The sequence below is a fragment of the Gammaproteobacteria bacterium genome, from assembly GCA_014075255.1.
Classification (GTDB): Bacteria; Pseudomonadota; Gammaproteobacteria; order UBA4575; family UBA4575; genus JABDMD01.
This window is the reverse complement of record CP046178.1, coordinates 2,403,884-2,427,376: the sequence shown is the minus strand read 5'-3', so window position 1 is coordinate 2,427,376 and position 23,493 is coordinate 2,403,884. Positions and strand designations below refer to the sequence as shown.

Sequence of the window (23,493 nt, the reverse complement as noted above, 5' to 3'; positions counted from 1 at the left end):
ATGCAAATAAACATAACGGGGCAACACCTAAAAGTAACATCATCTTTAAAAGAATATGTTGAAAAAAAGTTTGAAAAGCTCACGCGTCATTTTGATCACGTAATCAATATTCATGTAGTATTAACTGTAGAAAAACTTGAGCATCATGCAGAAGCGTCACTACTAGTAAGTGGCAATAAAATATTTGCAGATGCATCAAATGAAGGAATGTATGCTGCAGTCGACAACTTGGTTGACAAACTAGATAGACAAATCGTTAAACACAAAGAAAAACTCAAAGATCATCATCAACGAGACGTTGAACACCACGCAATAAACACGCAATAAACACGCAATAAACACGCAATAAACACGCAATAAATTAATTTATTTTAATTTTTTACAATAATGCAAATCAAAGATTTTATCTCTGAAGAAGGGATTGTTTTCTCTCCTTCAGCGACTAGCAAAAAAGCAGCACTTGAAGTGTTAAGCGACACACTCGCGCATCAAGACGATAGCCTTAACAAAAACAAAGTGCTAGATGCTCTATTAGCACGCGAAAAACTTGGCAGCACAGGCCTAGGAGAAGGCATTGCAATACCTCATTGTCGTATGCAAGAGCTAGAGAACATTTATGTAACCATGCTAAAGCTGGAAGAAGGTGTAGAATACGAAGCTAGCGATGACAAGCCAGTATTCTTTTTATTCTGCTTAGTAGTACCAGAAGACGCTAATGAAGACCATCTGGAGCTATTAGCGAGCCTGGCTGAACTATTAGACAATGAACAACTTCGTAATTCGATTCAAAAATCTAGCAATGCAAGAGAGCTATACCAAATTCTTACTCAAGACCCGAAGCATCTTGCCGCTTAACTCACGCGCAATAGGTGCGTGTTTTCGATACAAATAGAGCTGTTTACACAACATGGCAGCATCAAATACAAAAGATAGCAGCGTAGCGCTGAAAACCATTGATCTGTTTGCAAACAAACAAGAAAGCCTCGATCTTCACTGGTGGTCAGGAAATAAAAACAGCGGCCTTGGATTTACTCGCTTATCTTTTTCATCTTCAGAAATTGGTCTGGTAGGTTATTTTAATTTAATTCACCCCAATCAAGCACAAATCCTTGGTGAGACGGAGCTTAGGTTTTTTAACAAAGCGGATGAGAACATATTACAAAACTTACTTACGCAACTATTCCAAAGAAAATCAGCTGCAATTTTTATCAGTGATGGGCTTAGCCCCCCAGAAGGGTTTAGAGAACAGTCACTAAAGTATGACTTGCCCATCATTTGCTCATCATTATCTAGCAATGAATTAATAGATCAGTTACGACACTACTTAACCCAAGCATTGGCAGAAAAAGAAATACTGCATGGAGTATTTATGGAAGTCATTAGTGTCGGCGTGTTGATTACGGGTCAAAGTGGTTTGGGTAAAAGCGAGCTTGCACTAGATTTAGTGAGCCGTGGACATCGACTGATTGCTGATGATGCACCTGAATTTGCACGCATTGCTCCTGAAACAGTAAATGGCACTTGCCCGGAATTATTACAAAACTTCCTTGAAGTACGTGGCTTAGGTGTGCTCAATATTCGTGAAATGTATGGTGACAGCGCGATAAAATCGAATAAATTTCTACGCCTTATTATCGAACTAATTCCACCAAAAATGGATGTGCCAAAAACAGAAGATCGGCTTAGACTGTCAGAAAGAAAAACCAATATACTTGGAGTAGACACCCCCACCATCTCTCTGCCTGTAGCGCCCGGTAGAAATTTAGCAGTGTTGGTTGAAGCTGCGGTTCGAAACCACTTGCTCGCAAAAAATGGTTACAATGCCAGTGAAGATTTCATTGGACGTCAAAAAAAATCGATGCAATAAATGCCACGTAAATAATCATTGTGAAATTAGTAATTATTAGCGGTCTATCCGGCTCAGGAAAATCTGTCGCTATCAATACACTCGAAGATGATGATTTTTATTGCATAGACAATATGCCGCTGAGCATGTTGCTAACATGTATCGAACACTTAACCACTAGTTCTGATTCCTTATACTATGAAAAAATTGCTATTGGGGTAGATGCGCGCAACGCTAGTAAAGATATAGTTTCTTTCCCAGATATCGTCGCCGCTATAAAAAAACGCGGCATTGATTTAGAACTAATACATCTAGAAGCCAATGAGGAAACGCTAATCAAGCGCTACAGTGAAACACGCCGCAAACATCCATTAACTAAAAATGGCTTGCCTTTGGTTGAAGCTATCCAGATGGAAAAGCATATTCTCGAAGATCTAGTATTACTTGCTGATCTACGTATCGACACTACTTCAACGAATGTGCGCGAGCTGCGCTCGATTATTACTGAACAAGTATGTAAAAAAGATTCATCTGAACTGACTATATTATTGCAGTCCTTTGGGTTTAAATATGGCGCACCAAAAGACTCAGATTATGTATTCGATGTGCGCTGCTTACCCAATCCATATTGGGAAAAATCATTACGCGATTTATCAGGCAAAGACGCTGAAGTCATTGAGTATTTACAATCACATGACGAAGTTAAACAAATGATCGATTCTATTTCGAATTTTATTAAAACGTGGCTACCTTTGTTTGCAAAGGAAAACCGCAGCTATTTGAGTGTTTCCATTGGTTGCACAGGTGGCCACCATCGATCTGTACACGTCACGGAGTATTTATCCAATCGATTCAGTAATTTTAATGACACCCACGTCTCTGTACGACATCGAGATTTAGACTCTTAGATGAGCGTTTCAATTCTCACCGTTACTCACGGCAATGTGGGCAAAGAGCTCCTTGTTACCGCTAAAACCATGCTGGGCAAGCTACCACTAAAGTGCGAAACTCTATCTGTATCAAACAACTGTAATCCAGATAAATTGATACTCGAAGCTCAGCGCATATGTAAAAAAATGGATGACGGGGATGGAGTATTAGTACTTACAGATATTTTTGGCTCTACGCCAAGCAATATTTGCAATAAGCTAAAACATGACTCCGATATAAATGTCCACGTGATCGCAGGTCTGAATTTGCCCATGCTGATTCGAGCACTTAATTATCCACAACTCAAACTAGATGGCATTATCGATAAAGCACTTAGCGGTGCACATGACGGAATTATCGATTGCCAAGCGAATGACTAACCACTGAACAAATTAAAGATAGGTAAGCTTTGTGATAAGTAAAGAATTGACAGTTGCAAACAAACTCGGCTTACATGCGCGAGCTGCCGCAAAAGTAGTTGCCTTAGCATCAAATTTTGCTAGTGAAATATCTTTACAAAAAGGCAGTAGAAAAATTAACGGCAAAAGTATAATGGGTGTAATGATGTTAGCTGCCAGTCAGCATACCATTGTAAATGTAGTCGTCACAGGCGAAGACGAACAACAAGCTATGACAGAGATAGAGAACTTGTTTAAGAATCTTTTCGATGAAGATGAATAAGGTAACCCACTAAATATTTATGGCGCTAATCGTATCTGGCATCGGCGTATCAAGAGGCATTGCAATTGGCAATGTGCACTTGCTTAATCGTGGCGCACCAGAGGTTTTTGAGCGCAAGCTAAAAGAACACGAAATTGATGCCGAAATAGAGCGCTTTCAGGACGCTGTTGATGATGCAGCTGATCAACTTCGTGGCATACGTGACACCATTCCTGAAGACGCACCTAAAGATGTAGCTACTTTTATCGACTCTCACCTATTGATGGTCAAAGACTCAATGCTACGCAAAGTCCCTATAGAGATCATTCAAGAACAACACTGTAATGCAGAATGGGCGCTGAAACAACAACGCGATAAATTAGAAGCGGTGTTTGAGCAAATGGAAGATGACTATTTGCGTACACGTCTTAATGATATTGAACATGTCATAAATTTGATCCAGCAAATCCTTAAAGACCAGCAGTTCACCATGCAAATTAAACTGCAGCCACTCAAAGGCAGCATCATTGTTGCAGATGATCTGACCCCAGCAGATACGGTAGTCATGCAAAATCAAAACATTGCAGGTTTCATAACTGAGCTTGGCGGACCTCTTTCGCACACTGCGATTTTGGCTAGAAGTTTAGGCATTCCTGCAGTAGTGGGCATTCAAAGTGCCCGCACATTGTTACAACGAGAAGAACAGTTGGTGCTTGATGGTAGTAGCGGTTTGGTGCTCGCAGGCATTAACGAAAATACCATAAAAGAATTCCGACAAATTCAACGCGAACAAAAAGACGCTCAGCGCAAACTTGGTTCGCTTAAAAACATTTCAGCTAAGACCAAAGACGGAAAACGCATTAGCTTGCAAGCCAATATTGAACTTGCGGAAGATGTCAGTGCGCTTAAAAAATCCGGTGCAGACGGTGTTGGCCTTTATCGTACCGAGTTTTTATATATTGATCGTGAAACACCTGCTGATGAATCCGAGCAACTCAATGCCTATCGAAAAATAATTCGTGTCTTAAAGGGCAAACCATTAACCATTCGCACATTAGATTTAGGTGGCGATAAAGAATTTGATCCTAACTTCCAAGGGCCATTAACCCAAAACCCTGCATTAGGATTGCGCGCGATACGAAGATCATTAAAAGATACCGAGCTATTTAAGCAACAACTGCGTGCAATATTACGCGCCTCTGCAAGCGGCCCGGTAAGAATCTTGTTGCCGATGATTACTAGCGATACAGAACTTGTGCAGTCTTTATCTCTCTTAGACCAAGCCAAACACGAATTAAAAGATGAAAATAAAGATTTTGATGCCGAAATTCTTGTTGGCGCTATGATTGAAGTACCTGCAGCAGCCATCTCTGCCAATATTTTTGCTAAACAACTCGACTTCTTATCGATAGGTACAAACGACTTAATTCAATATACCTTAGCGATTGACCGGATTGATGACCAAGTAAACTATTTATACGATCCTTTACACCCTTCGGTTCTAAAGCTAATCAACACCACATTGCAAGCGGGTCGCCGAGCCGACATACCCGTTGCTATGTGTGGCGAAATGGCTGGGGATCCGCGTTATACACGCCTACTGTTAGGACTAGGTCTAGAAGAGTTCAGTGCGCATCCATCCACTTTGCTAGAAATTAAACAAATCATTAATAAAAGTAAAATCTCAGAGCTTGAAAAACAGACGAAAAAAATCTTGAACACTACCGTGCCTAGCAAGATTGCCCCGATGGTAGATGCCCTAAACGAATAGTCTGTCAGACTACTCACCTTTCTTGATCTGTTTATTCTTTGGCAAGCTGCGTGCGAGCAGTTACACTTGCCACGCGCATAAAAATAAAACATTTGGTGCTTCATGCCTGATACCGTAATTCAACTTCAAGACCAAACATTAAAGGTCATCGGTGACGCATTACAAAGCGGCACGATGCAACGTGCACGCCGCATTCTAAATGCGCTGCACCCAGCAGAGATTGCAAATTTGCTCGAAGCTCTACCCCATTCTCAACGTGGCATTGTGTGGAATATGTTAGATCACGATGATGATGGCGAGATCTTATTGAATGTGGGCGATGAAGTACGAAATGGTTTAATTCAAAACATGGATAGTGATGCATTAGTCTCCGCCACCGAAGGCTTAGAGATGGATGATTTGGCTGATCTACTGGCCGACCTGCCAGACACCGTTACCGAACAAGCACTGGCAGGCATGGATTATCAAGACCGGTTACGTTTAGAAGCAGTTCTTGCCTATGATGAAGATACTGCTGGCGGTTTAATGAACACCGACACGGTAACTGTGCGACGCGATGTTACATTAGATGTTGTGTTACGTTACTTACGTAGCCGTGGTGAATTGCCGCGCGCAACAGATTCATTATTTGTAGTGGATCGTTATGATCATTACATAGGCACACTTCCACTTACTTCTGTACTCACAAACAAAGCAACTGAACTTGTACGCGACATCATGGTGGATGATGTTGAAGCATTTTCAGCAGATGCAGAAGACAATGTAGTCGCGAAATCTTTCGAAGATCTAGACCTTCTCTCTGCAGCCGTAGTCGATGAAAATAATAAACTTATTGGCCGCATTACTGTTGATGACGTGGTCGACGTAATCCGCGAAGAAGCAGAACACTCTGTATTCAGTATGGCTGGTTTGTCAGAAGAAGAAGACTTGTTTGGTCCAATCGTATCTTCCACGCGCCGCCGGGCAATTTGGTTAGGGGTTAATTTAGCCACTGCGTTTCTTGCTGCTTGGGTAATTAGTTTATTCCAACCCACTTTGGAAAAAATAATTGTGCTAGCGATTTTAATTCCTGTGGTTGCCAGCATGGGCGGTATTGCAGGCAGCCAAACCTTAACGCTCGTGATACGTGGCATTGCCACCGGTCAAGTTGGGCGCAGTAATTCCAGATTACTGTTAACCAAAGAGCTAGCAGTGGGATTTTTGAATGGCATGGTATGGGCGATTGTCGTGGCCATTGTGGTAGTGCTTTGGTTTAAGGATATTAAGATGGGTGGCATTATCGCTGCAGCCATGGCAGCCAATTTAATCTGTGCCGCACTTGCAGGCGTTACTATTCCTATCATTTTGCGCAAACTCAAGATTGACCCCGCCCTCGCAGGCGGCGTAGTGCTTACAACGATTACCGATGTAATAGGAATTTTTGCTTTCTTAGGCCTTGCGACTTGGTTGCTGATCTAACATAACTGTTTTTTTACAAAATACATTTTGTCTCCACCTCTAATACTCTCTTTAGTCGGACTTAGTATATGTGCCTGGCTTTTCATCAAGTATCTTCGTCGACAAAATCAAAAAAAGCTTTACCAAAAACCACTCTCTTCAGATTGGATTGAAGTTTTACAAAAAAATGTAGCGCTTTACTCCATGCTACCCGATGCACTGCGCAAAGAATTACATGGTCACATTCAAATATTTATAAATGAAAAGGAATTTATTGGCCAAGGCATTCAAATAACAGATGAAATAAAATTAACCATAGCGGGCAGTGCATGCATTTTATTGCTTCAAGACCAAAATCGAGTGGACGAGAAACGAATAAGCCAGAATCAAATAGACAAGAATCGTAGTTTCCCAGACTTCACCTCCATCATCGTGTACCCCGACACCTATGTAGCCACACAAACAAAACATGACGGTCTAGTGGAACATCAAGAATACAGTGCGCGCGCCGGGGAATCCTGGATGCGTGGACCGATTGTATTATCCTGGAAAGATGTAGTACGAGGCTCACACCACCCTAGAGATGGACACAACGTAGTCTTGCATGAGTTTGCACACAAACTAGATGAACAAAACAACACCATGGATGGTTTACCCGTACTTCAACAAAAATCCCAATATGCAGAATGGACAAAAGTCTTCAGAGAAGAATACGAGGCATTAAAAAAACGCGCCCAACGCGGTAAAAACAAAGTGCTAGATGAATATGGAACGGTGTCACCGCCAGAATTTTTTGCCGTTGCTACTGAATCATTCTTTGAAAAACCCAGACGAATGCAAAAAAGACTTCCCAATTTATACGCACAGTTAAAAATTTTTTATCGTGTAGATCCTGCTTCCTGGCACCGATAAATTCATTTTTTACTGTTATAATTATTGCTCATTCATACAGAGAAAAACCTCATGAGTAATGAAATTTACAATAAATCAACGATCAACACAGAATCGTATGAGCCGTTTATGGTCGGTGACAAACAAGCCGGTGAAGTCCATTGGTTAAGTACAACCAACTCTAGCGGTGAAGCCACTTATTCAGGCTTATGGCGTTGCGACCCGATGACGTTTGCATACGAATTTCCTGGTGACGAATTCATTCAAGTATTAGATGGAAGTTTATTAATTGAAATTCCAGACAAAGATGATGTGCACTTAGAAAAAGGCGACATCGCTGTTTTTAACAAAGGTTTAAAAACAACCTGGACGATTCAGAATTCATTTAAAAAGTTTTTTGTGATTTCAAATTGCTAATTCATAAATATTAAAAACCAAAAATAGACTGAACAATGGATAATGTACCCATTCACGAAATTTCCCAAGTTATACAATTAGCCGTTGCTCCTGTTTTTCTGCTTGCGGGTATCGCGGGCTTTTTATCAGTATTGTCTCACCGACTCAGTCGTGTAGTGGACCGTACTCGTAACGTAGACAGAAGTATTTACGAGGCCGAATCCGAAAATCATCAAGTATTACTCAGACTAGAAGCCAAAGTCCTAGGACAGCGTACACAGGTTATTAACTGGGCTATTCGTCTTTCCGTAGGCTCTGCTCTAATCATCTGTATGGTCGTGATGAGCTTATTTATTGGTGACGTTGCGCTATTTCAATTAGGCACATTCATTGCGTACTTATTTGTGACTGCAATGATATTAGTGATTCTTTCTTTGTTGTTATTGTTACTTGAGGTATCTATTTCCACACGTAATTTACAACATGGTATAGAACATATAATCGTAGAGTCTGGCTCGAAAACTAGTACAAACACTCATAAAGCTAAATGACCGCTACGACCACCATGGATGGTGGAAGTGCAGAAATTGCAGGAGCAAATTTCTGTCGACCATAGTAAGTACATGGATATACGCATATGAGAAGCATCAGGGATGATGCATCAGATTAATATTCTTTTTGCTAATATGTCCGCTAACGACCCAAAGCGAACATTCACGGATAAAAAATATTGAGTGCTCAAGATAGTTGAGGAAACCTAAAGAGGTGTTTTATTGATTCAGAACTTAAAACTCTTTGATTCACACCTTCACATAATCAATAATCGTTTCCCACTTGTGTCAAATCAAGGGTATCTGCCAGAAACGTATTCATGTGAAGATTATTTAAATCGCATGAAGGGGTATGCGCTCTGTGGTGGAGCTGTAGTATCCGGTTCTTTCCAAGCATTTGATCAATCTTATTTGGTTGATGCTCTTAATAAGCTTGGATCATCATTCGTGGGCGTTACTCAACTACCTGTAACTGTTTCAGATGAAGAACTTCATGCACTTCACAATGCAGGTGTTCGTGCTGTGCGATTTAACCTCAAGCGTGGTAGTTCAGAAGAGCTTCGGCATCTCAATAGTATGGCAACACGTGTCTACGAACTTGTAGGATGGCATGTTGAGTTGTATGTAGACTCAAAAGAGCTGACTAATCTCTATCATACACTTGTGGACCTGCCTGCAATCAGTATTGACCATCTGGGCCTTTCCAAAGCAGGTTTAAGTACACTTATAAAGCTTGCTGAAAGTGGTGCTCGTGTAAAGGCAACGGGATTTGGCCGAGCCGACTTTGATATAGGTACTGCCCTAAGTGAATTGTATTCTGCAAATCCACAATCATTGATGTTTGGAAGTGATCTTCCATCTACACGAGCGGCAAGGCCATACAATGACAGTGATTATGCTCTTGTAATTGATACTTTAGAGCCAGAACAGGTAATCAATGTTTTATATAAAAATGCAATTAATTTCTACAAGCCAAAGAAATTAGATTAATAATTAAATGTCCGCTATTGGCCGAAAGCGGTCATAATTTAAATTAATTAAGGGGAATCTTGGTTGGAATCTTTAAATTACAATCTTAAAATGTCTGCTTACGACCCAAAGTGGACATTATAAATATTGAAATCAATATGAATATTTACTGGATAATCTTACTGGTCGCAATTGGCATCTTTTCATTAATATTAGCTATCGTCGCTATTAGGGCTGTGCTAAATGATACATGTCTCAATTTAACTCAGCGCATAGCTTATATCTTTTTTTCGTGTTTTATCCCAATAATTGGGCCTTATACTTCGCTACATTTTATTTCACAACATTATTCTAAAGATAAAATACCTTCAGTAGTTCCATGGCCATTTTACTTGCTTTTAATAGATAGGCCGACATTACCAAACAAAAATAAATCTGAGTTTGATGATTATGGGGGTTTTTAAAATTTTAAATAAGCATTGTTAAAATGTCCGCTAATGGCCGAAAGCAGACATAATTTAAATTAATTAAGGGGAATCTTGGTTGGAATCTCAAAACTACAGACTTAAAATGTCCGCTTTCGACCCAAAGCGGACATTGAGATATTGGTAAAATGAACTGTCCAGATTGCTATAGCATATTATCTACAAAGGCCGTTAAGTACCCTGTAGATGCAATAGTTGTTCACAAATGTAATGTTTGCGATGGAATCTGGATAGCAGGAACAAGTTTAAAAAGGTTACTTACAAGTGAACCAAGTGCCCCTAGTTATGAAAAGATTGTTGAAATTATTAATCAAAAAAATCATCTATCAGGTACTAAGAACTGCCCCTCTTGTGAGAACAAAAAGTTACATGTGCTAAAGATTCGTGGTGTTGAATTAGATTACTGCGAAAGTTGTAATGGAATGTATTTTGATAAAGGAGAATTGGAAGGGGTTATTCCTAAGCTAAAAAGTGAAGGATTTAAATATGATGATGCAGGTATGGGTACATATTGGGTATTTGAAGTAATAACTTGGGTCTTAGTTGGAATATTTTCAGGCTAATGACTGCTAACGACCCAAAGCGGACATTAGAAACAATCTGCGTTTCATCCAATTCACTGAATTAATTATTAACAATGAAACTCCTAGCAACATTCGTCATGACTACAATGCTATCGCTTATAAGTTGTAGCTCTCTTGATGGAGAATTAAGTGATGCGCAAAATGCACGTAACAAACACTTAAAAGATAACAATATAGAGTTTATGCCTCTGGAGATTATGTTCCCTGATCCGAAAGTGCGTGCATTAGCAAAAGCAGCAGGGAATGGGGATCTAGATACAATCGAAAAGCTCGTAGATGAGGGGGTTGACGTAAATTCTAAAGGTAAAAGAAAGGCAACACCGATAATCGTAGCCTTTGGTAACATTCACGGTTTTCGAAAGTTGTTAGAACTTGGAGCTGACCCAAATGTTGTATATGACGATGGCACAGCAGTTATGCATTGGGCTGCAAGACATCGTGATATAGCCTTCCTTAAAGCAGCACTAGAACATAACGGAGATCCAAACATCGTTGATAGTTTTTCGTTTAAAGAAACTACTTTGATAGCAAGTATTCGATCGGATGGGAAATTTGGTGAATATCCTCAAACTATTTTACTTCTTGATGCTGGAGCGGATCTAGATAAAAAAGATGCGTTTGGAGGAACGGCAGTTATCAAGGCAGCAATACTTAAACGCTACGACATCGTCTACGAATTATTAAATAGAGGTGCTGATTACACAATTGAGACTGATCGATATGTGAGCTTGTCTAGCCTGATGCATAGAGATAGAAGCAGTTTAAATAAATCAGATAAAAGCTATGTCTGGTTTACCAAGTCAGAAAACTGGCTTAATGACAAAGGTTTTGCTGTTAAACCATCGGTGAGAAGAGGAATTAAAGTAGATATTAAGGATGGACCAAGATCATAAAGAACCCGGTTAAACATGCGTGTGTGAATGTCCGCTATTGGCCGAAAGCAGTCATAAACTAAACCGTTAAAGGGGAATTCTGGTTGGATTCAATAAATAACACGTTCAAAATGTCTGCTTACGACCCAAAGCGGACATTTAGGTAAGATTGAATTTATGAGTTTTCTTGATTCTATATCGCTTTTCTTGATTATGATTACGCTTGCGGCAATTCCAAGCGCAAGTGTTGCTCTGGTGGTTACTCGTTCAGCTACGCTTGGCATATCTAATGGTGTAGCAGTTGCAATGGGTATCGTTCTTGGTGATCTCGTATTCATATTTTTAGCCATACTTGGCTTATCCGTAATAGCAGAAACCATGGGCGCTATGTTTGTAGTTATAAAATATATTGGTGGCGCTTACCTTCTTTGGATTGGATATTCATTGTTGACGTCAAAAAAGAAACCTACTTATACAGTCGATTCATCAAAGTTAAGAGGAAATATAGCAATCAGCTTCTTATCAGGATTTTTCTTAACACTTGGCGATATTAAAGCAATATTTTTCTATGTGAGTTTATTTCCAGCTTTTATAGACTTGGCAGCTATAAAGTATTTAGATTTGTTGATAATTATATTGGTAACTATTACGACAGTTGGAGGAGTAAAAATTACCTACGCAATCATTGCAAAAAAAGTAGTAGATATGACGCAAGGAATGAAGTTTCAAAGAGGAGCAAAAAAGGTAGCTGGTGGTTTCATGATTGGAGCTGGAAGCTACTTGATTGTAAAAGCTTAATGACCGCTATTGGCCGTAAGCAGACATTCTAGATCGGGATAGATTAGGTATCAGAAACAAAACCCATGCACATCACCCATGTGTCATTCAGCCAAAAAAGTAGTAGGCTACAAACAAAGCTAATAAAAGAAGAATGGATGCAATAGTTCCACCGATATTTATATCGTCTTCCCGAATACGTTTTTGATCCGTTGTAATTCCATCTGTTAATTTATCCATAACAGATATCATGCTACAGATTGTCAAAGATCGATGTGAAGTGTTGTGAAAACTATCCAGCTATAAATAACTATTATTTTATACAACTACGCCTTTGGAAGCGTTACGCCTTTCTGACCTTGATACTTTCCACCTCGGTCTTTATATGAGGTCTCACATACTTCGTCTGATTCAAAGAAAAGCATTTGTGCAACACCTTCATTAGCGTAAATTTTTGCAGGCAGTGGCGTTGTATTAGAGAATTCTAGCGTTACATGGCCTTCCCATTCTGGTTCTAGTGGTGTGACATTCACGATGATGCCACAACGTGCGTAGGTAGACTTTCCTAAGCAGATGGTAAGCACAGAACGTGGAATGCGAAAAAACTCAACCGTGCTGGCTAAAGCAAATGAATTTGGTGGTATTACACATTCACTAGCATGTAAATCTACAAAGCTGCTCTCATCGAAGCCTTTTGGATCAACGACTGCTGAATTTATATTGGTGAAAATTTTAAAATGCTCGGCACACCGCACATCATAGCCGTAACTAGAGGTACCGTAGGAGATCATTTTGCCATTCCCGTTCTCTCGAACTTGGCCTGACTCGAAAGGTTCAATCATGCCATGCTGTTCCGCCATTTCGCGAATCCAGCGATCAGATTTTATCGACATAAAACTTTAGTTAGATTTAATTAAATGAAAATTAATTAGATGAGCTGCCAATGTACGGTAACTTCAACTCGTCTGTTTTAGTAAAAGGAATATTAAATAAACGCGTATGTATACTGCCGCTGAAATTATAGGATGCAACACCCGTTTCCAATACCTTCGGAATCGTTTCTAATATGGAGGCATAACTTATTCGCACAGGCACTTCAATTTTTCCACTGCCTAATGCGGGTACGGACATGTTAGAGGCACTTTCACCACTTAATATATCGGTGCCTGCCAAACTCATGGTGTAATCCAAACCTTTAGCATTTAGTGCAAAATTATTTGGATTTTCTACATTCAATGTAAGTAAAGCCGTTAATCCAGATAAGGTGGCATCCTCAATTTCTATGGCATCGATAAATACTTTCGGCTGGATGGGATTTAATCGTTTATCTAAGGTCCCACAACCTTGCAACACAAGTACTACCAAACATGAAGTTAATATTAAAATAGAACGAATAATCATGAGCAAATACCTTTTCAGATGTTTTACGTATTCTGTATAACAATCTTAGGAAATTTAGCGCTGTAATCTTTAGCTTTAGAAGCGAGTTTAGCTGCTGCTTTACGCGCAATATCACGGTAGATTTCAGCAATGCGTCCTTCCGGATCCGCCGCTACGGTTGGGTTACCGCCATCCACTTGTTCACGGATCGATATATCTAATGGCAACGCACCCAACATATCAACACCAGACTCTTCAGCCATGCGCTTACCGCCACCTTCACCAAAGATTGGCTCTTCGTGGTTACATTCACTACAAATATGAATACTCATGTTTTCAACTACCCCTAGCACCGGCACTTCTACTTTTTCAAACATCTTTAAGCCTTTGCGTGCATCCAATAAGGCAATGTCTTGAGGTGTGGTCACAATGATTGCACCACTGACAGGAATTTTTTGCGCCAACGTTAACTGCACATCACCCGTACCTGGCGGTAAATCGACCACTAAGTAATCTAATCCGCGCCATTGCGTATCATTTAATAGCTGCTCTAACGCTTGTGTAACCATCGGTCCACGCCAGATCATTGGCGTTTCTTCATCAATCAGGAAGCCGATCGACATGGCTTGTAAACCATGTGCTTCCATTGGCTCCAAACTCTTTCCATCATTTGATTTAGGCTGACCACTCACACCCAACATACGTGGTTGGCTAGGACCATATATATCTGCATCCAACATTCCTACTACTGAACCTTCCATCGAAAGCGCTAACGCTAAATTTATCGCAGTAGTAGATTTGCCAACACCACCCTTACCGGAAGCCACTGCAATTACGTTTTTAATATTCTCTAGTGGCTTGAGGCTTTTTTGTACTGAATGCGCTTCAATCTTCCAATCAATATCTGCATTGGCACTGCCAGCACCTGCTGCAACTAACTTTTCTTCAATCTGCTTAGATAGATCGTCAACGATTCCTTTAGCCGGATAACCTAATGTAATTGAGACATTTACTTTACCTGCGTCAACCTCAATGTTTTTAACCGTATTACTCGCAACTAAATCTTTGCCAATATAGGGATCTTGAATCTCTTTTAGTACAGCTTCTACTTGCTCTTTGGTAAGCTCGGCCATGCTTTGTATGCTCCTGCCATGAATGGCTAAATGATGGGGTTCAAAATGAATGGGCTGTACTATATCACGCTAGATTTGGCAGCAAAGATCCCTATTTGAGTAGCCTGAAAAGTGAAGAATCAAACAATAACAATACTAAATTCAATGACAATATTAGCGGTATTATTAGCAACCTGATAAGGTGGCCAGCGCTGTAGATACGGCGAATTTATAACCTCCCCAAAATGCAATTGAAAAATACATTAGTAAGAAAAATTCTGTGAGTAAAACCATACTAGTTACCAGCGCTCTGCCCTATGCAAATGGCCCTATCCATATCGGTCATTTAGTTGAGTACATTCAAACCGATATTTGGGTGCGTTTTCAAAAAATGTGTGGCAATGACTGTATCTATATATGTGCAGATGATGCACATGGCACACCCATTATGCTGCGCGCGCAACAAGAAGGCATTTCTCCGGAAGAATTGATTGCCAAAGTTAAGCAAGAACACGAAAAAGATTTTGCTGATTTTCACATTGAGTTTGATAATTATCATTCCACCCATTCTGAAGAAAACAAAAAACACGCAATAACAATATATGAGCGCTTAAAAGAAAACGGTCACATCACGACCAAAACGGTAACGGATCTTTTTGACCCCAAAGAGAATGTGTTTCTACCCGATCGTTTTGTGAAAGGAGAATGCCCGAAGTGTCACGCAAAAGATCAGTACGGTGATAATTGTGAAGTATGCGGAGCTACCTATACTCCGGCTGACTTAATCAACCCATTCTCATCGGTAAGTGGCGCCACACCTGTTCAAAAAGAAAATCTGCATTACTTCTTTAAGCTAAATGATTTTAAAGAAATGCTGCAGCAGTGGATTAATCAAGATAATTTACAACCTGAAATTACCAATAAATTAAAAGAATGGTTTGAATCCGGTTTAAATGATTGGGATATCTCCCGAGACGCACCTTACTTTGGCTTTGAAATTCCCGATGCACCTGGAAAATACTTTTACGTTTGGCTGGATGCACCAATCGGTTACATGGCTAGTTTGCAACAGTATTGTGATAACCCATCTAATGTCGGGGGCAAAAGTTTTGACAGCTATTGGAAAACCGACAGCGATGCTGAGGTATATCACTTTATTGGCAAAGATATCGCCTACTTTCATATGCTGTTTTGGCCAGCTATGTTGCATGGTGCAAACTATAGAATTCCTACCGCGGTATTCTGCCACGGCTTCTTAACGGTAGATGGCGCAAAAATGTCTAAGTCACGTGGTACGTTTATTAAAGCGCGCACCTATCTTGATCACTTGCAGCCCGAATATCTACGCTATTACTTTGCAGCGAAATTAGGCCCCGGCGTTAATGATCTCGATTTAAATCTTGATGACTTTCAGCAAAGAGTAAATAGTGATGTGGTGGGCAAACTTGTCAATATTGCCAGCCGCTGTTCTGGTTTTATTACAAAAAAATATGACAGTAAACTTACGGCAGACTTTAATGATGAATGCACACATGCATTTGATCTTGCTGTTGAGAAAAATATTCAAATTAAAAATTACTACCAAGCACGAAAATATTCCGAAGCCATGCGCGTAATCATGTCTGTTGCGGATATTGCTAATCAGATCATTGATGCACACAAACCGTGGGAAAGAATTAAAGACGATAGCAAGCGTACCGAAGTACACCAGGTATGCAGCTTCGGATTAAATATGTTTTGTTTATTAATTGGTTATTTAAAACCTGTGCTCCCAGAGCTGGCGTCTAAATCAGAAAACTTTCTGAACACTGAGTTTAAATGGGAAAAACTTTATAACGGAAAGCCTCTGGCCGAGGGTCATGAAATCAATAAATTCAAACCTTTAATTACACGAATAGAAAAAGAGTTGGTAGATAAAATGATAGAAGACTCTAAAGTAGACACCGCACCTAAAGCGGCAGATCCAATCAGCGATGAAATTAACTTTGATGATTTTGCTAAACTAGATTTCAGAATTGCGAAAATTATAAAAGCAGAACACGTTGAAGGTGCTGACAAGCTTCTTCAATTAACGCTAGATCTAGGCGAACCCACTGGTGGTGTGCAGAAGAATGTATTCGCTGGAATTAAATCTGCCTATACCCCCGAAGAAGTTGAAGGACGTCTTACTGTAGTAGTGGCTAACCTTGCGCCACGTAAAATGCGCTTTGGTATGTCTGAAGGCATGGTATTAGCGGCAGGACCTGGTGGCAAAGATATATTTTTACTACAACCCGACAGTGGTGCCACGCCTGGTATGCGTGTTAAATAAAGTGTGGAAACAAAAGAAAATATAATTCCCACTGGAAAATATATCGCTCGCATCGTTGAGGAAGAATGTATCGGCTGCACCTTATGCATTAAAGCCTGCCCATTTGATGCCATCATTGGCGCATCCAAACATCTTCACACTGTGATTAGCCAATATTGCACGGGGTGCAAATTATGCTTACCCCCCTGCCCTGTAGACTGCATACGACTAGACATAAATAGTGAATTCGAAGAGGTGTGCAAAGAACTTTCAAAACCACAGCAAAGCGAATTAAAAAAATCCTTCGCAGCTGTTTCTCGAAACAATAAAGATCGACGCGACAAACGGTTAGAAGAAGCTATTCAAGCGAAGCAAGCCGCTTTTGAACGCAAGAAAAAAGAATTAATGAAGCGGTAGCCGATACTTACACCAGCCATGAACAAAGATAAACGTAGCGAAATTTTTCGGCGCTTAAAAGAAGCTAATCCAGCACCTAAAACAGAACTTGTACATAAGTCTACTTTTGAATTATTGATATCAGTAATTTTATCAGCACAAGCGACCGATGTGGGCGTCAATAAGGCCACCAAAGAACTCTATAAAGTCGCTGACACGCCACAAAAAATTTTATCCTTAGGTGAATCTGGTCTAAAAAAATACATTAAATCTATTGGTCTTTACAACAGCAAAGCTAAAAACATCATTAAAACCTGTAAGATTTTAATTGATGAACATAATTGTATTATTCCTGATGATCGCGAATCTTTGCAAAAATTACCCGGAGTGGGAAGAAAAACCGCAAATGTTGTACTTAATAATGCTTTTGGACAACCCACCATCGCAGTGGACACTCATATTTTTCGAGTCTCCAACCGAACCGGCATCGCACCAGGCAAAGATGTACTTAAAGTAGAGCTGAAGTTAGAAAAATTCGTACCCGAAGAATACAAGTTACATGCTCATCACTGGTTAATATTACACGGCCGCTACACATGTGTAGCTAGAACCCCTAAATGCAGCGTGTGCTCAATAATCGATCTATGTGAATATCGCCAAAAAACCATTGCTAAGAAAAGTGTAAACTAATGAAAAATATGCATTCTCGTATAATTTTAAACTTGCATAGAACTATACAAAATCCAAACACTCCAATATTGAAGCATTAAAACCTTGTAGATTAGCGCAGGTTTTATTACTGTATTTTTAAACAATAATTATGTAATGAATACGCATTACACCCGGTCCCTAACGATATAACTGATTAATTTCAAATTTTTTTACCAAAATAACTCATAATTTAGGAGATTTAGACATGTCCAAGAAAGTTGGAAATAAAAACGAACTTAACCCTTTATCTATTGCAGTCGGCGCAGCCCTTGCAGCAAGCGTATTCACAATGGGCGCAGCAAATGCCGAAGAAAATCCATTTGAAATCAACACCCTTTCCGCTGGCTATATGGTAGCCGAAATGGAAGAAGGAAAATGTGGTGAAGGCAAATGCGGTGAAGGCAAGTGTGGAGAAGGTAAAGACAAAGCTGAAGCAGAAGGAAAGTGCGGTGAAGGCAAATGTGGAGAAGGTAAAGACGCAGAAGGAAAATGCGGTGAAGGCAAATGTGGAGAAGGTAAAGACGAAGGTTAATCAATACTTTTAGCACTTAGGCTAACTAAAACGGCGAACCTTTGGTTCGCCGTTTTTTTTGCCCCGCTAATAAGTGGGTTTATACATATAATCTTCTATATCCTGTTTCAAATTTCTAGGCTTTTGTATAGAGCTAACATTACTAGCCATCACCTCCTCAGCCACTGCTATAGCGATCTGAAGCGATGCCTCACGAATATTTTGTAATGGTGGGTATATAGAGCCTACCGATAAATCTTCTTCGCTAACTAGATCAGCTAACGTTCTCGCCGCAGCCAAGAACATATCTTCTGTAATACGTGTGGCTTCACTCACCACTGCACCTAACCCTATGCCTGGAAATATATACGCATTATTACCTTGACCCGGTTTAAACACTTTATCTTTAAATGACACCTCATTAAATGGACTGCCGCTAGTAAATATTGCGCGTCCCTGAGTCCACTCATAGGCTTGTTCAGCTGTACACTCTGCACGCGATGTCGGATTCGATAATGCAAATATTACTGGGCGTTCATTAATTTCAGCCATTAGCTCAATAGCTTGTTGTGTAAACGTTCCAGGGAATCCCGTCGCACCGATTAATATATGTGGTTTAATTTGTTTAATTGCTGAAATGAAATCAGCCGATGGATGATCATGAGCGTATGGCAAGTTATGAGGAAGAAGATCGTTGCGAGAATTAACTACTAAGCCTTCGATATCTACAAACCAAAGTTTGTTACGTGCTTCTTTCTCACTAAAGCCTTCATTTTGAAATGCATAAGTAACTAAGTCTGCAATTCCTGTTGCAGCAGACCCTGCTCCAAGAAACATAATTCGCAAATCCTTAAATGCGACGCCCGATATACGGGTTGACGCATAGACCCCCGCCAATGCAACTCCCGCTGTACCTTGGATATCATCATTAAAACATAGCACTTGTTTGCGATACTTATTCAACAGACGATAAGCATTGGGTGTAAGAAAATCTTCAAATTGAATTAATGCTTTTGGGTATGCAGTTTGAACAGATTGAATAAACTCATCCACCAATGAATCGTACCCATCGCCTTGCACCCTTTTATGCCTCAAACCCAAATAAAGAGGATCATCTAGAAGCTCTTGATTATTTGTACCGACATCGATCATTACAGGTAGACACTGATTTGGCTGTATTCCTGCACAAGCAACATATAACGCTAGCTTACCTATGGAGATACCCATGCCATTTGCACCTAAATCTCCTAAGCCTAATATTCTTTCACCATCCGTAACCACGATCACGCGCACATCTTTATCGGACCAGTTAGAAAATATTTCGTGCACCTTGCCACGATCTTTTGCGGTTATATAAATACCTTTAGGTTGACGAAAGATTGCAGCAAATTCTTTACACGCTTGCCCGACAGTCGGGGTGTAAATTAGTGGCATAACTTCTTGAATATTCTCTAGTACCAAACGGTAATACAGTCTTTCATTTCTGCTTTGCAGCGCTGACAAAAAAATATATTTTTCTATATCGTTATGCTTGCGGCGCATGTTTTGCAACGCTCTATCTAATTGAACATCAGGGTCCGATACACCTGGCGGCAATAAACCACGTAATTTATATTTTTCTCTTTCGTCTTCGGTAAAAGCCGTACCTTTATTTAAGGTAGGGTTAAACAAAACATCAAACCCTGATGCTTCTTTAAGATCTTTCATAATGGACTTTAAACTTTTGTCTTAGAGTTCGGGTGAATTCATCACTAGCATTTTATTAACTTGCATGTCTTCAATGGTATAAGGAATACCACCCACCCCTAAACCGGATTGCTTAAGACCAGCAAACGGCATGCCATCAATACGAAATGCAGTATGGTCATTCAGCATTACCGCAGAAGCATCTATTCGCTTATACACACGCATTGCGGTATCAAAGTTGTTCGTAAATACCGAAGCTTGGAAAGAGAAAGGCAATGAATTGGCCTGTTCGATAGCCCAATCCAAGTCATCATACTCGTATACACACACCACAGGACCAAATATTTCCGCGGTGCTGACTTTGCTTTGCAATGAAGGACTAGCGAGTACCGTGCATTCATAGCAAGTGTCACTTATCGTATTACCGCCGGTTATACATTGTGCACCTTCTTCTTTTGCTTCATTCACCCAGCTACTAATTCGTTCAACTTCTACAGGACGAATGAGTGGACCCACATCTGTGGCCTCCTCCGTAGGGTCACCAATACGTTGTTGTTTTGCGTAACCAGCTAGCTGCTCGATAAAGTCATTTGCTAAGGCTTTATGTGCAAAAACACGCTGTACCGAAACACATACTTGACCCGCATGATAAAAACCACCCTTGCCGAGTTTTTGCACGGCACTGTCAACATCAGTATCTTCTGCCATAATTACAGGAGCGGCACCTCCGTGTTCCAATGCACTACGCACTCCAGGCGCTAGCTTTGAATGCAGCATCCAACCCACTTTTGCGCTACCGATAAAGGTAAAAAAACCAACACGCGTATCGGTTACCAGTTGTTCTGCAACGGCAATACTCTCTGGAATAACGGCTTGGCACCACTCAGTAGGTAACCCTGCTTGCCAAAGTATATTCACAAAATTTAAACATGAGATCGGCGTGTCTTCAGCCGGCTTAACCACTACTGGGCAACCTGCTGCTACCGCTGCCGCCACTTGATGCACAATTAAATTCAACGGGTGATTGAATGCACTTACAGCAACCACTACACCAATGGGTTCTTTCTGTGTAATCGCTATGCGTTTTGCTGATGACGACGACACGCCCATTGGAATGATTTCGCCTTGATCTGTTTTTAAAGTTTCAATGCACAAATGTATGCCATCAATTGCACGTGTGACCTCCACCATAGAATCCACCAAAGGTTTACCGCCTTCTTGCGCAGCCTCATATGCCAATCTGTCCTTTTCCTGCATCATAATCTGAGCAGTCTTCTCTAAGATTTCTATTCTCTTATGAAGTGGCAACCAGCAATCTTTGTCACGATACAAAGAGTAGGCAATGCTCATCGCTTGATCTATATGCTCAGCATTTACAGTTTCTACTTCTGCAATTAAAGAGCGGTCAAATGGCGCACACACTTCTATAACACCTGCTGCCGCTGTTGCCTTATGCAACATTAAGGAATATTTTTTGTTACTCATGCTTTATTGTATTTTTATATTATTAGACTTTAATATTTATATGGGCAAGGTTAATTCACCTAAACGCTTAGTAAGCAACATGTTTTCGCGGTAATCAATCGGCACCACCACCAAGCTAGGTACGCCATCGTTAAATGCAGTTTCTAAAGTGGATTGTAAAACTTTACTGTTATTAACATAGTATCCATTCCAACCAAATGACTTAGCTAATAATTCCCAGTCAGGATTATCAAATGCAAGATCAGTATGCTTACCAAACTCAGCTTGCTGTTTCCAAGCAATTAATCCATATTCATTATCTTCCCAAACCATCATGACGATGTTGCTATTAAGGCGTTTTGCGGTTTCCATTTCCTGCACGTTCATTAAGAAGCCCGCATCACCTGCAATCCCTAATACTCGGCGATCCGGATACACTAAATTAGCTGCAATCGCACCGGGCAGTGCAAAGCCCATAGAACAGAAGCCATTAGGAATTAGACATGTATTGGGTTCGTGACAATGGAAGTATCGCGCGATCCACATTTTGTGCGCACCCACGTCAGACAGCAAAATATCATCTGGGCCCAAAACTTGGCGCGCATCCCAGATCGCTTTCTGAGGCCGAACTGTACCAGTCGTGTCGTCATCTTTGTGTTCTGCAAGATCTTCTTGCATTTCTTTGCGAATTTTCTGTTGCTTAGTAGTATCATAAATAAACTTTGCACGATCCTTCGCCCGTGTATTTAATTCTTCTAATGTATGTGCAAGGTCGCCAATCAATTCAATTTGCGGATGATAATTTTGATCGATTTCTGAAGGTAGAAAATCTGCATGAATAATTTTCTTATCGCAATTTGGATTCCATAATTTTGGGTGATACTCGACCATATCAAAGCCTAATGTAATCACCACATCAGCCTGGTCAATTAAATATGACATTCGATCACGACTACCTAAACCGATTGTAAATAAACATTGTTCTGAATCTACATCCACACATCCTTTAGCCATGAAGGTGCTCATCGCACCAATCTTTGTTTGTTCACAAAATTTACGTAATTGCTTACTTGCATTTTTACGCGCTACACCGTTGCCCACAAGAATAATGGGGTGTTTCGCTGTCGCAATCATCTCAAAAGCATTATCAATGACCGCCTCGTCGGGAACCGAACGCATATAGCGTTGCGGCTTGATCGGTTTACTATCAGTATCTACTTTTGCAATGTCTTCCGGTAACTCAATATGCACTGCGCCAGGTTTTTCTGTGCGTGCTACACGCACTGCTTTGCGAATAATTTCTGGAATAGTGTTGGGATGCAAAACAGTAGTCGCCCACTTAGTTACAGGCTCGAACATTTTCACCACATCCATAATTTGATGAGACTCTTTATGTAAACGCTCCGTTGAACCTTGACCGGTTAACACAAGCATGGGTGCGCGATCCATATTTGAATCTGCAACACCGGTAATTAAGTTAGTCGCACCTGGACCTAAAGTTCCTAAACATGCCGAAGGATTACCCGTTAAGCGCCCATAGATTTCCGCCATAAAAGCAGCGCCTTGCTCATGACGCGTTAAAATAAATTTAATTTTTTCCGAGTCTTCTAAAGAGATCATAAAATCAGCATTCTCTTCACCAGGAACACCGAATATATATTCAATTTTCTCTTCTTCTAAACACTTAACAAAAAGATCTGACGCTTTCATGTTGGCTCCCTAAATATTTTTATTCATTACACTTTATTTAATCTTTTTTCATCCAACTACCGCT

Annotated in this window: 26 protein-coding genes; 19 read left to right on the top strand and 7 right to left on the bottom strand. The window is 40.3% G+C overall.

What is annotated here, in order from left to right:
• From raiA to GKR92_12345, 15 genes are all read left to right on the top strand, one after another.
• Complete coding sequence (raiA, locus tag GKR92_12415) at positions 1 to 327, top strand: ribosome-associated translation inhibitor RaiA (protein ID QMU62458.1); 327 nt, start codon at positions 1 to 3, stop codon at positions 325 to 327.
• Positions 328 to 387: 60 nt separating this feature from the next.
• Positions 388 to 855, top strand: coding sequence for a PTS fructose transporter subunit IIA (locus GKR92_12410; GenBank protein QMU62457.1), 468 nt, complete (start codon positions 388 to 390; stop codon positions 853 to 855).
• A 52-nt stretch (positions 856 to 907) separates the two neighbouring features.
• The gene (gene hprK / locus GKR92_12405) at positions 908 to 1,867 is read left to right on the top strand and encodes an HPr(Ser) kinase/phosphatase (GenBank protein ID QMU62456.1); all 960 of its coding nucleotides are present in this window, start codon (positions 908 to 910) and stop codon (positions 1,865 to 1,867) included.
• Between the two features lie 20 nt (positions 1,868 to 1,887).
• Positions 1,888 to 2,754, top strand: coding sequence for an RNase adapter RapZ (rapZ, locus tag GKR92_12400; protein ID QMU62455.1), 867 nt, complete (start codon positions 1,888 to 1,890; stop codon positions 2,752 to 2,754).
• Entirely contained in the window at positions 2,755 to 3,156 is a 402-nt protein-coding gene (locus tag GKR92_12395) for a PTS fructose transporter subunit IIA (protein QMU62454.1), read from the top strand.
• 31 nt (positions 3,157 to 3,187) lie between these two features.
• The gene (locus GKR92_12390) at positions 3,188 to 3,457 is read left to right on the top strand and encodes an HPr family phosphocarrier protein (protein QMU62453.1); all 270 of its coding nucleotides are present in this window, start codon (positions 3,188 to 3,190) and stop codon (positions 3,455 to 3,457) included.
• Between the two features lie 19 nt (positions 3,458 to 3,476).
• On the top strand, positions 3,477 to 5,207 hold the full coding sequence (gene ptsP, locus GKR92_12385; GenBank protein ID QMU62452.1) for a phosphoenolpyruvate--protein phosphotransferase: 1,731 nt from the start codon (positions 3,477 to 3,479) through the stop codon (positions 5,205 to 5,207).
• A 102-nt stretch (positions 5,208 to 5,309) separates the two neighbouring features.
• The gene (gene mgtE, locus GKR92_12380; protein QMU62451.1) at positions 5,310 to 6,665 is read left to right on the top strand and encodes a magnesium transporter; all 1,356 of its coding nucleotides are present in this window, start codon (positions 5,310 to 5,312) and stop codon (positions 6,663 to 6,665) included.
• Positions 6,666 to 6,689: 24 nt separating this feature from the next.
• Positions 6,690 to 7,556 carry a protein mtfA gene (locus tag GKR92_12375; protein QMU62450.1) on the top strand — a complete coding sequence of 289 codons (867 nt, stop codon included), beginning with the start codon at positions 6,690 to 6,692 and terminating at the stop codon, positions 7,554 to 7,556.
• A gap of 51 nt (positions 7,557 to 7,607) precedes the next feature.
• Entirely contained in the window at positions 7,608 to 7,952 is a 345-nt protein-coding gene (locus tag GKR92_12370; GenBank protein QMU62449.1) for a DUF861 domain-containing protein, read from the top strand.
• A 35-nt stretch (positions 7,953 to 7,987) separates the two neighbouring features.
• Positions 7,988 to 8,482 carry a DUF2721 domain-containing protein gene (locus GKR92_12365; protein ID QMU62448.1) on the top strand — a complete coding sequence of 165 codons (495 nt, stop codon included), beginning with the start codon at positions 7,988 to 7,990 and terminating at the stop codon, positions 8,480 to 8,482.
• Between the two features lie 225 nt (positions 8,483 to 8,707).
• The gene (locus GKR92_12360) at positions 8,708 to 9,472 is read left to right on the top strand and encodes an amidohydrolase family protein (protein ID QMU62798.1); all 765 of its coding nucleotides are present in this window, start codon (positions 8,708 to 8,710) and stop codon (positions 9,470 to 9,472) included.
• Positions 9,473 to 10,064: 592 nt separating this feature from the next.
• Positions 10,065 to 10,499, top strand: coding sequence for a hypothetical protein (locus tag GKR92_12355; GenBank protein QMU62447.1), 435 nt, complete (start codon positions 10,065 to 10,067; stop codon positions 10,497 to 10,499).
• Between the two features lie 74 nt (positions 10,500 to 10,573).
• Positions 10,574 to 11,413 carry a hypothetical protein gene (locus tag GKR92_12350; protein ID QMU62446.1) on the top strand — a complete coding sequence of 280 codons (840 nt, stop codon included), beginning with the start codon at positions 10,574 to 10,576 and terminating at the stop codon, positions 11,411 to 11,413.
• 147 nt (positions 11,414 to 11,560) lie between these two features.
• Positions 11,561 to 12,190, top strand: a complete 630-nt coding sequence (locus tag GKR92_12345) for a LysE family translocator (GenBank protein ID QMU62445.1) — start codon at positions 11,561 to 11,563, stop codon at positions 12,188 to 12,190.
• 87 nt (positions 12,191 to 12,277) lie between these two features.
• Here GKR92_12345 and GKR92_12340 read toward each other — a convergent pair whose 3' ends face one another.
• The 4 genes from GKR92_12340 to apbC form a co-directional block, all read right to left on the bottom strand.
• Positions 12,278 to 12,421 (bottom strand): hypothetical protein, encoded by a 144-nt coding sequence (locus GKR92_12340; protein QMU62444.1) that lies wholly within the window; start codon positions 12,419 to 12,421, stop codon positions 12,278 to 12,280.
• Positions 12,422 to 12,495: 74 nt separating this feature from the next.
• The gene (locus GKR92_12335; protein QMU62443.1) at positions 12,496 to 13,062 is read right to left on the bottom strand and encodes a dCTP deaminase; all 567 of its coding nucleotides are present in this window, start codon (positions 13,060 to 13,062) and stop codon (positions 12,496 to 12,498) included.
• A gap of 31 nt (positions 13,063 to 13,093) precedes the next feature.
• A complete protein-coding gene (locus GKR92_12330; protein ID QMU62442.1) occupies positions 13,094 to 13,570 on the bottom strand; it encodes a hypothetical protein in 477 nt (158 codons plus the stop codon).
• A 23-nt stretch (positions 13,571 to 13,593) separates the two neighbouring features.
• The gene (apbC, locus tag GKR92_12325; GenBank protein ID QMU62441.1) at positions 13,594 to 14,682 is read right to left on the bottom strand and encodes an iron-sulfur cluster carrier protein ApbC; all 1,089 of its coding nucleotides are present in this window, start codon (positions 14,680 to 14,682) and stop codon (positions 13,594 to 13,596) included.
• A gap of 241 nt (positions 14,683 to 14,923) precedes the next feature.
• On the opposite strand from apbC, the gene metG reads away from it, so the two are divergent.
• The 4 genes from metG to GKR92_12305 all read left to right on the top strand — a co-directional run bounded on the left by metG (position 14,924) and on the right by GKR92_12305 (position 18,590).
• Positions 14,924 to 16,972 carry a methionine--tRNA ligase gene (metG, locus tag GKR92_12320; GenBank protein QMU62440.1) on the top strand — a complete coding sequence of 683 codons (2,049 nt, stop codon included), beginning with the start codon at positions 14,924 to 14,926 and terminating at the stop codon, positions 16,970 to 16,972.
• A 3-nt stretch (positions 16,973 to 16,975) separates the two neighbouring features.
• Entirely contained in the window at positions 16,976 to 17,368 is a 393-nt protein-coding gene (locus GKR92_12315) for an RnfABCDGE type electron transport complex subunit B (GenBank protein ID QMU62439.1), read from the top strand.
• A gap of 18 nt (positions 17,369 to 17,386) precedes the next feature.
• On the top strand, positions 17,387 to 18,037 hold the full coding sequence (gene nth, locus GKR92_12310; GenBank protein ID QMU62438.1) for an endonuclease III: 651 nt from the start codon (positions 17,387 to 17,389) through the stop codon (positions 18,035 to 18,037).
• 226 nt (positions 18,038 to 18,263) lie between these two features.
• Positions 18,264 to 18,590: a hypothetical protein gene (locus GKR92_12305; protein QMU62437.1), complete on the top strand. Its 327-nt coding sequence runs from the start codon at positions 18,264 to 18,266 to the stop codon at positions 18,588 to 18,590.
• A 66-nt stretch (positions 18,591 to 18,656) separates the two neighbouring features.
• Here the strand turns inward: GKR92_12305 and maeA are convergent, their stop codons facing one another.
• From maeA to GKR92_12290, 3 genes are read right to left on the bottom strand one after another with little or no spacing between them, the layout of a single operon-like run.
• Complete coding sequence (gene maeA / locus GKR92_12300) at positions 18,657 to 20,276, bottom strand: oxaloacetate-decarboxylating malate dehydrogenase (GenBank protein ID QMU62436.1); 1,620 nt, start codon at positions 20,274 to 20,276, stop codon at positions 18,657 to 18,659.
• Between the two features lie 21 nt (positions 20,277 to 20,297).
• Positions 20,298 to 21,716 (bottom strand): aldehyde dehydrogenase family protein, encoded by a 1,419-nt coding sequence (locus GKR92_12295; protein QMU62797.1) that lies wholly within the window; start codon positions 21,714 to 21,716, stop codon positions 20,298 to 20,300.
• A 60-nt stretch (positions 21,717 to 21,776) separates the two neighbouring features.
• Entirely contained in the window at positions 21,777 to 23,429 is a 1,653-nt protein-coding gene (locus tag GKR92_12290; protein ID QMU62435.1) for an acetolactate synthase large subunit, read from the bottom strand.
• Between the last annotated feature and the right edge of the window lie 64 nt (positions 23,430 to 23,493).

Coding starts and splice junctions, on each gene's coding strand:
- raiA (QMU62458.1), top strand. CDS start 1: ATGCAAATAAACATAACGGGGCAACACCTAAAAGTAACATCATCTTTA.
- GKR92_12410 (QMU62457.1), top strand. CDS start 388: ATGCAAATCAAAGATTTTATCTCTGAAGAAGGGATTGTTTTCTCTCCT.
- hprK (QMU62456.1), top strand. CDS start 908: ATGGCAGCATCAAATACAAAAGATAGCAGCGTAGCGCTGAAAACCATT.
- GKR92_12395 (QMU62454.1), top strand. CDS start 2,755: ATGAGCGTTTCAATTCTCACCGTTACTCACGGCAATGTGGGCAAAGAG.
- ptsP (QMU62452.1), top strand. CDS start 3,477: ATGGCGCTAATCGTATCTGGCATCGGCGTATCAAGAGGCATTGCAATT.
- mgtE (QMU62451.1), top strand. CDS start 5,310: ATGCCTGATACCGTAATTCAACTTCAAGACCAAACATTAAAGGTCATC.
- GKR92_12370 (QMU62449.1), top strand. CDS start 7,608: ATGAGTAATGAAATTTACAATAAATCAACGATCAACACAGAATCGTAT.
- GKR92_12365 (QMU62448.1), top strand. CDS start 7,988: ATGGATAATGTACCCATTCACGAAATTTCCCAAGTTATACAATTAGCC.
- GKR92_12355 (QMU62447.1), top strand. CDS start 10,065: ATGAACTGTCCAGATTGCTATAGCATATTATCTACAAAGGCCGTTAAG.
- GKR92_12350 (QMU62446.1), top strand. CDS start 10,574: ATGAAACTCCTAGCAACATTCGTCATGACTACAATGCTATCGCTTATA.
- GKR92_12340 (QMU62444.1), bottom strand. CDS start 12,421: ATGATATCTGTTATGGATAAATTAACAGATGGAATTACAACGGATCAA.
- GKR92_12335 (QMU62443.1), bottom strand. CDS start 13,062: ATGTCGATAAAATCTGATCGCTGGATTCGCGAAATGGCGGAACAGCAT.
- GKR92_12330 (QMU62442.1), bottom strand. CDS start 13,570: ATGATTATTCGTTCTATTTTAATATTAACTTCATGTTTGGTAGTACTT.
- apbC (QMU62441.1), bottom strand. CDS start 14,682: ATGGCCGAGCTTACCAAAGAGCAAGTAGAAGCTGTACTAAAAGAGATT.
- nth (QMU62438.1), top strand. CDS start 17,387: ATGAACAAAGATAAACGTAGCGAAATTTTTCGGCGCTTAAAAGAAGCT.
- GKR92_12305 (QMU62437.1), top strand. CDS start 18,264: ATGTCCAAGAAAGTTGGAAATAAAAACGAACTTAACCCTTTATCTATT.
- maeA (QMU62436.1), bottom strand. CDS start 20,276: ATGAAAGATCTTAAAGAAGCATCAGGGTTTGATGTTTTGTTTAACCCT.
- GKR92_12295 (QMU62797.1), bottom strand. CDS start 21,716: ATGTTGCATAAGGCAACAGCGGCAGCAGGTGTTATAGAAGTGTGTGCG.
- GKR92_12290 (QMU62435.1), bottom strand. CDS start 23,429: ATGAAAGCGTCAGATCTTTTTGTTAAGTGTTTAGAAGAAGAGAAAATT.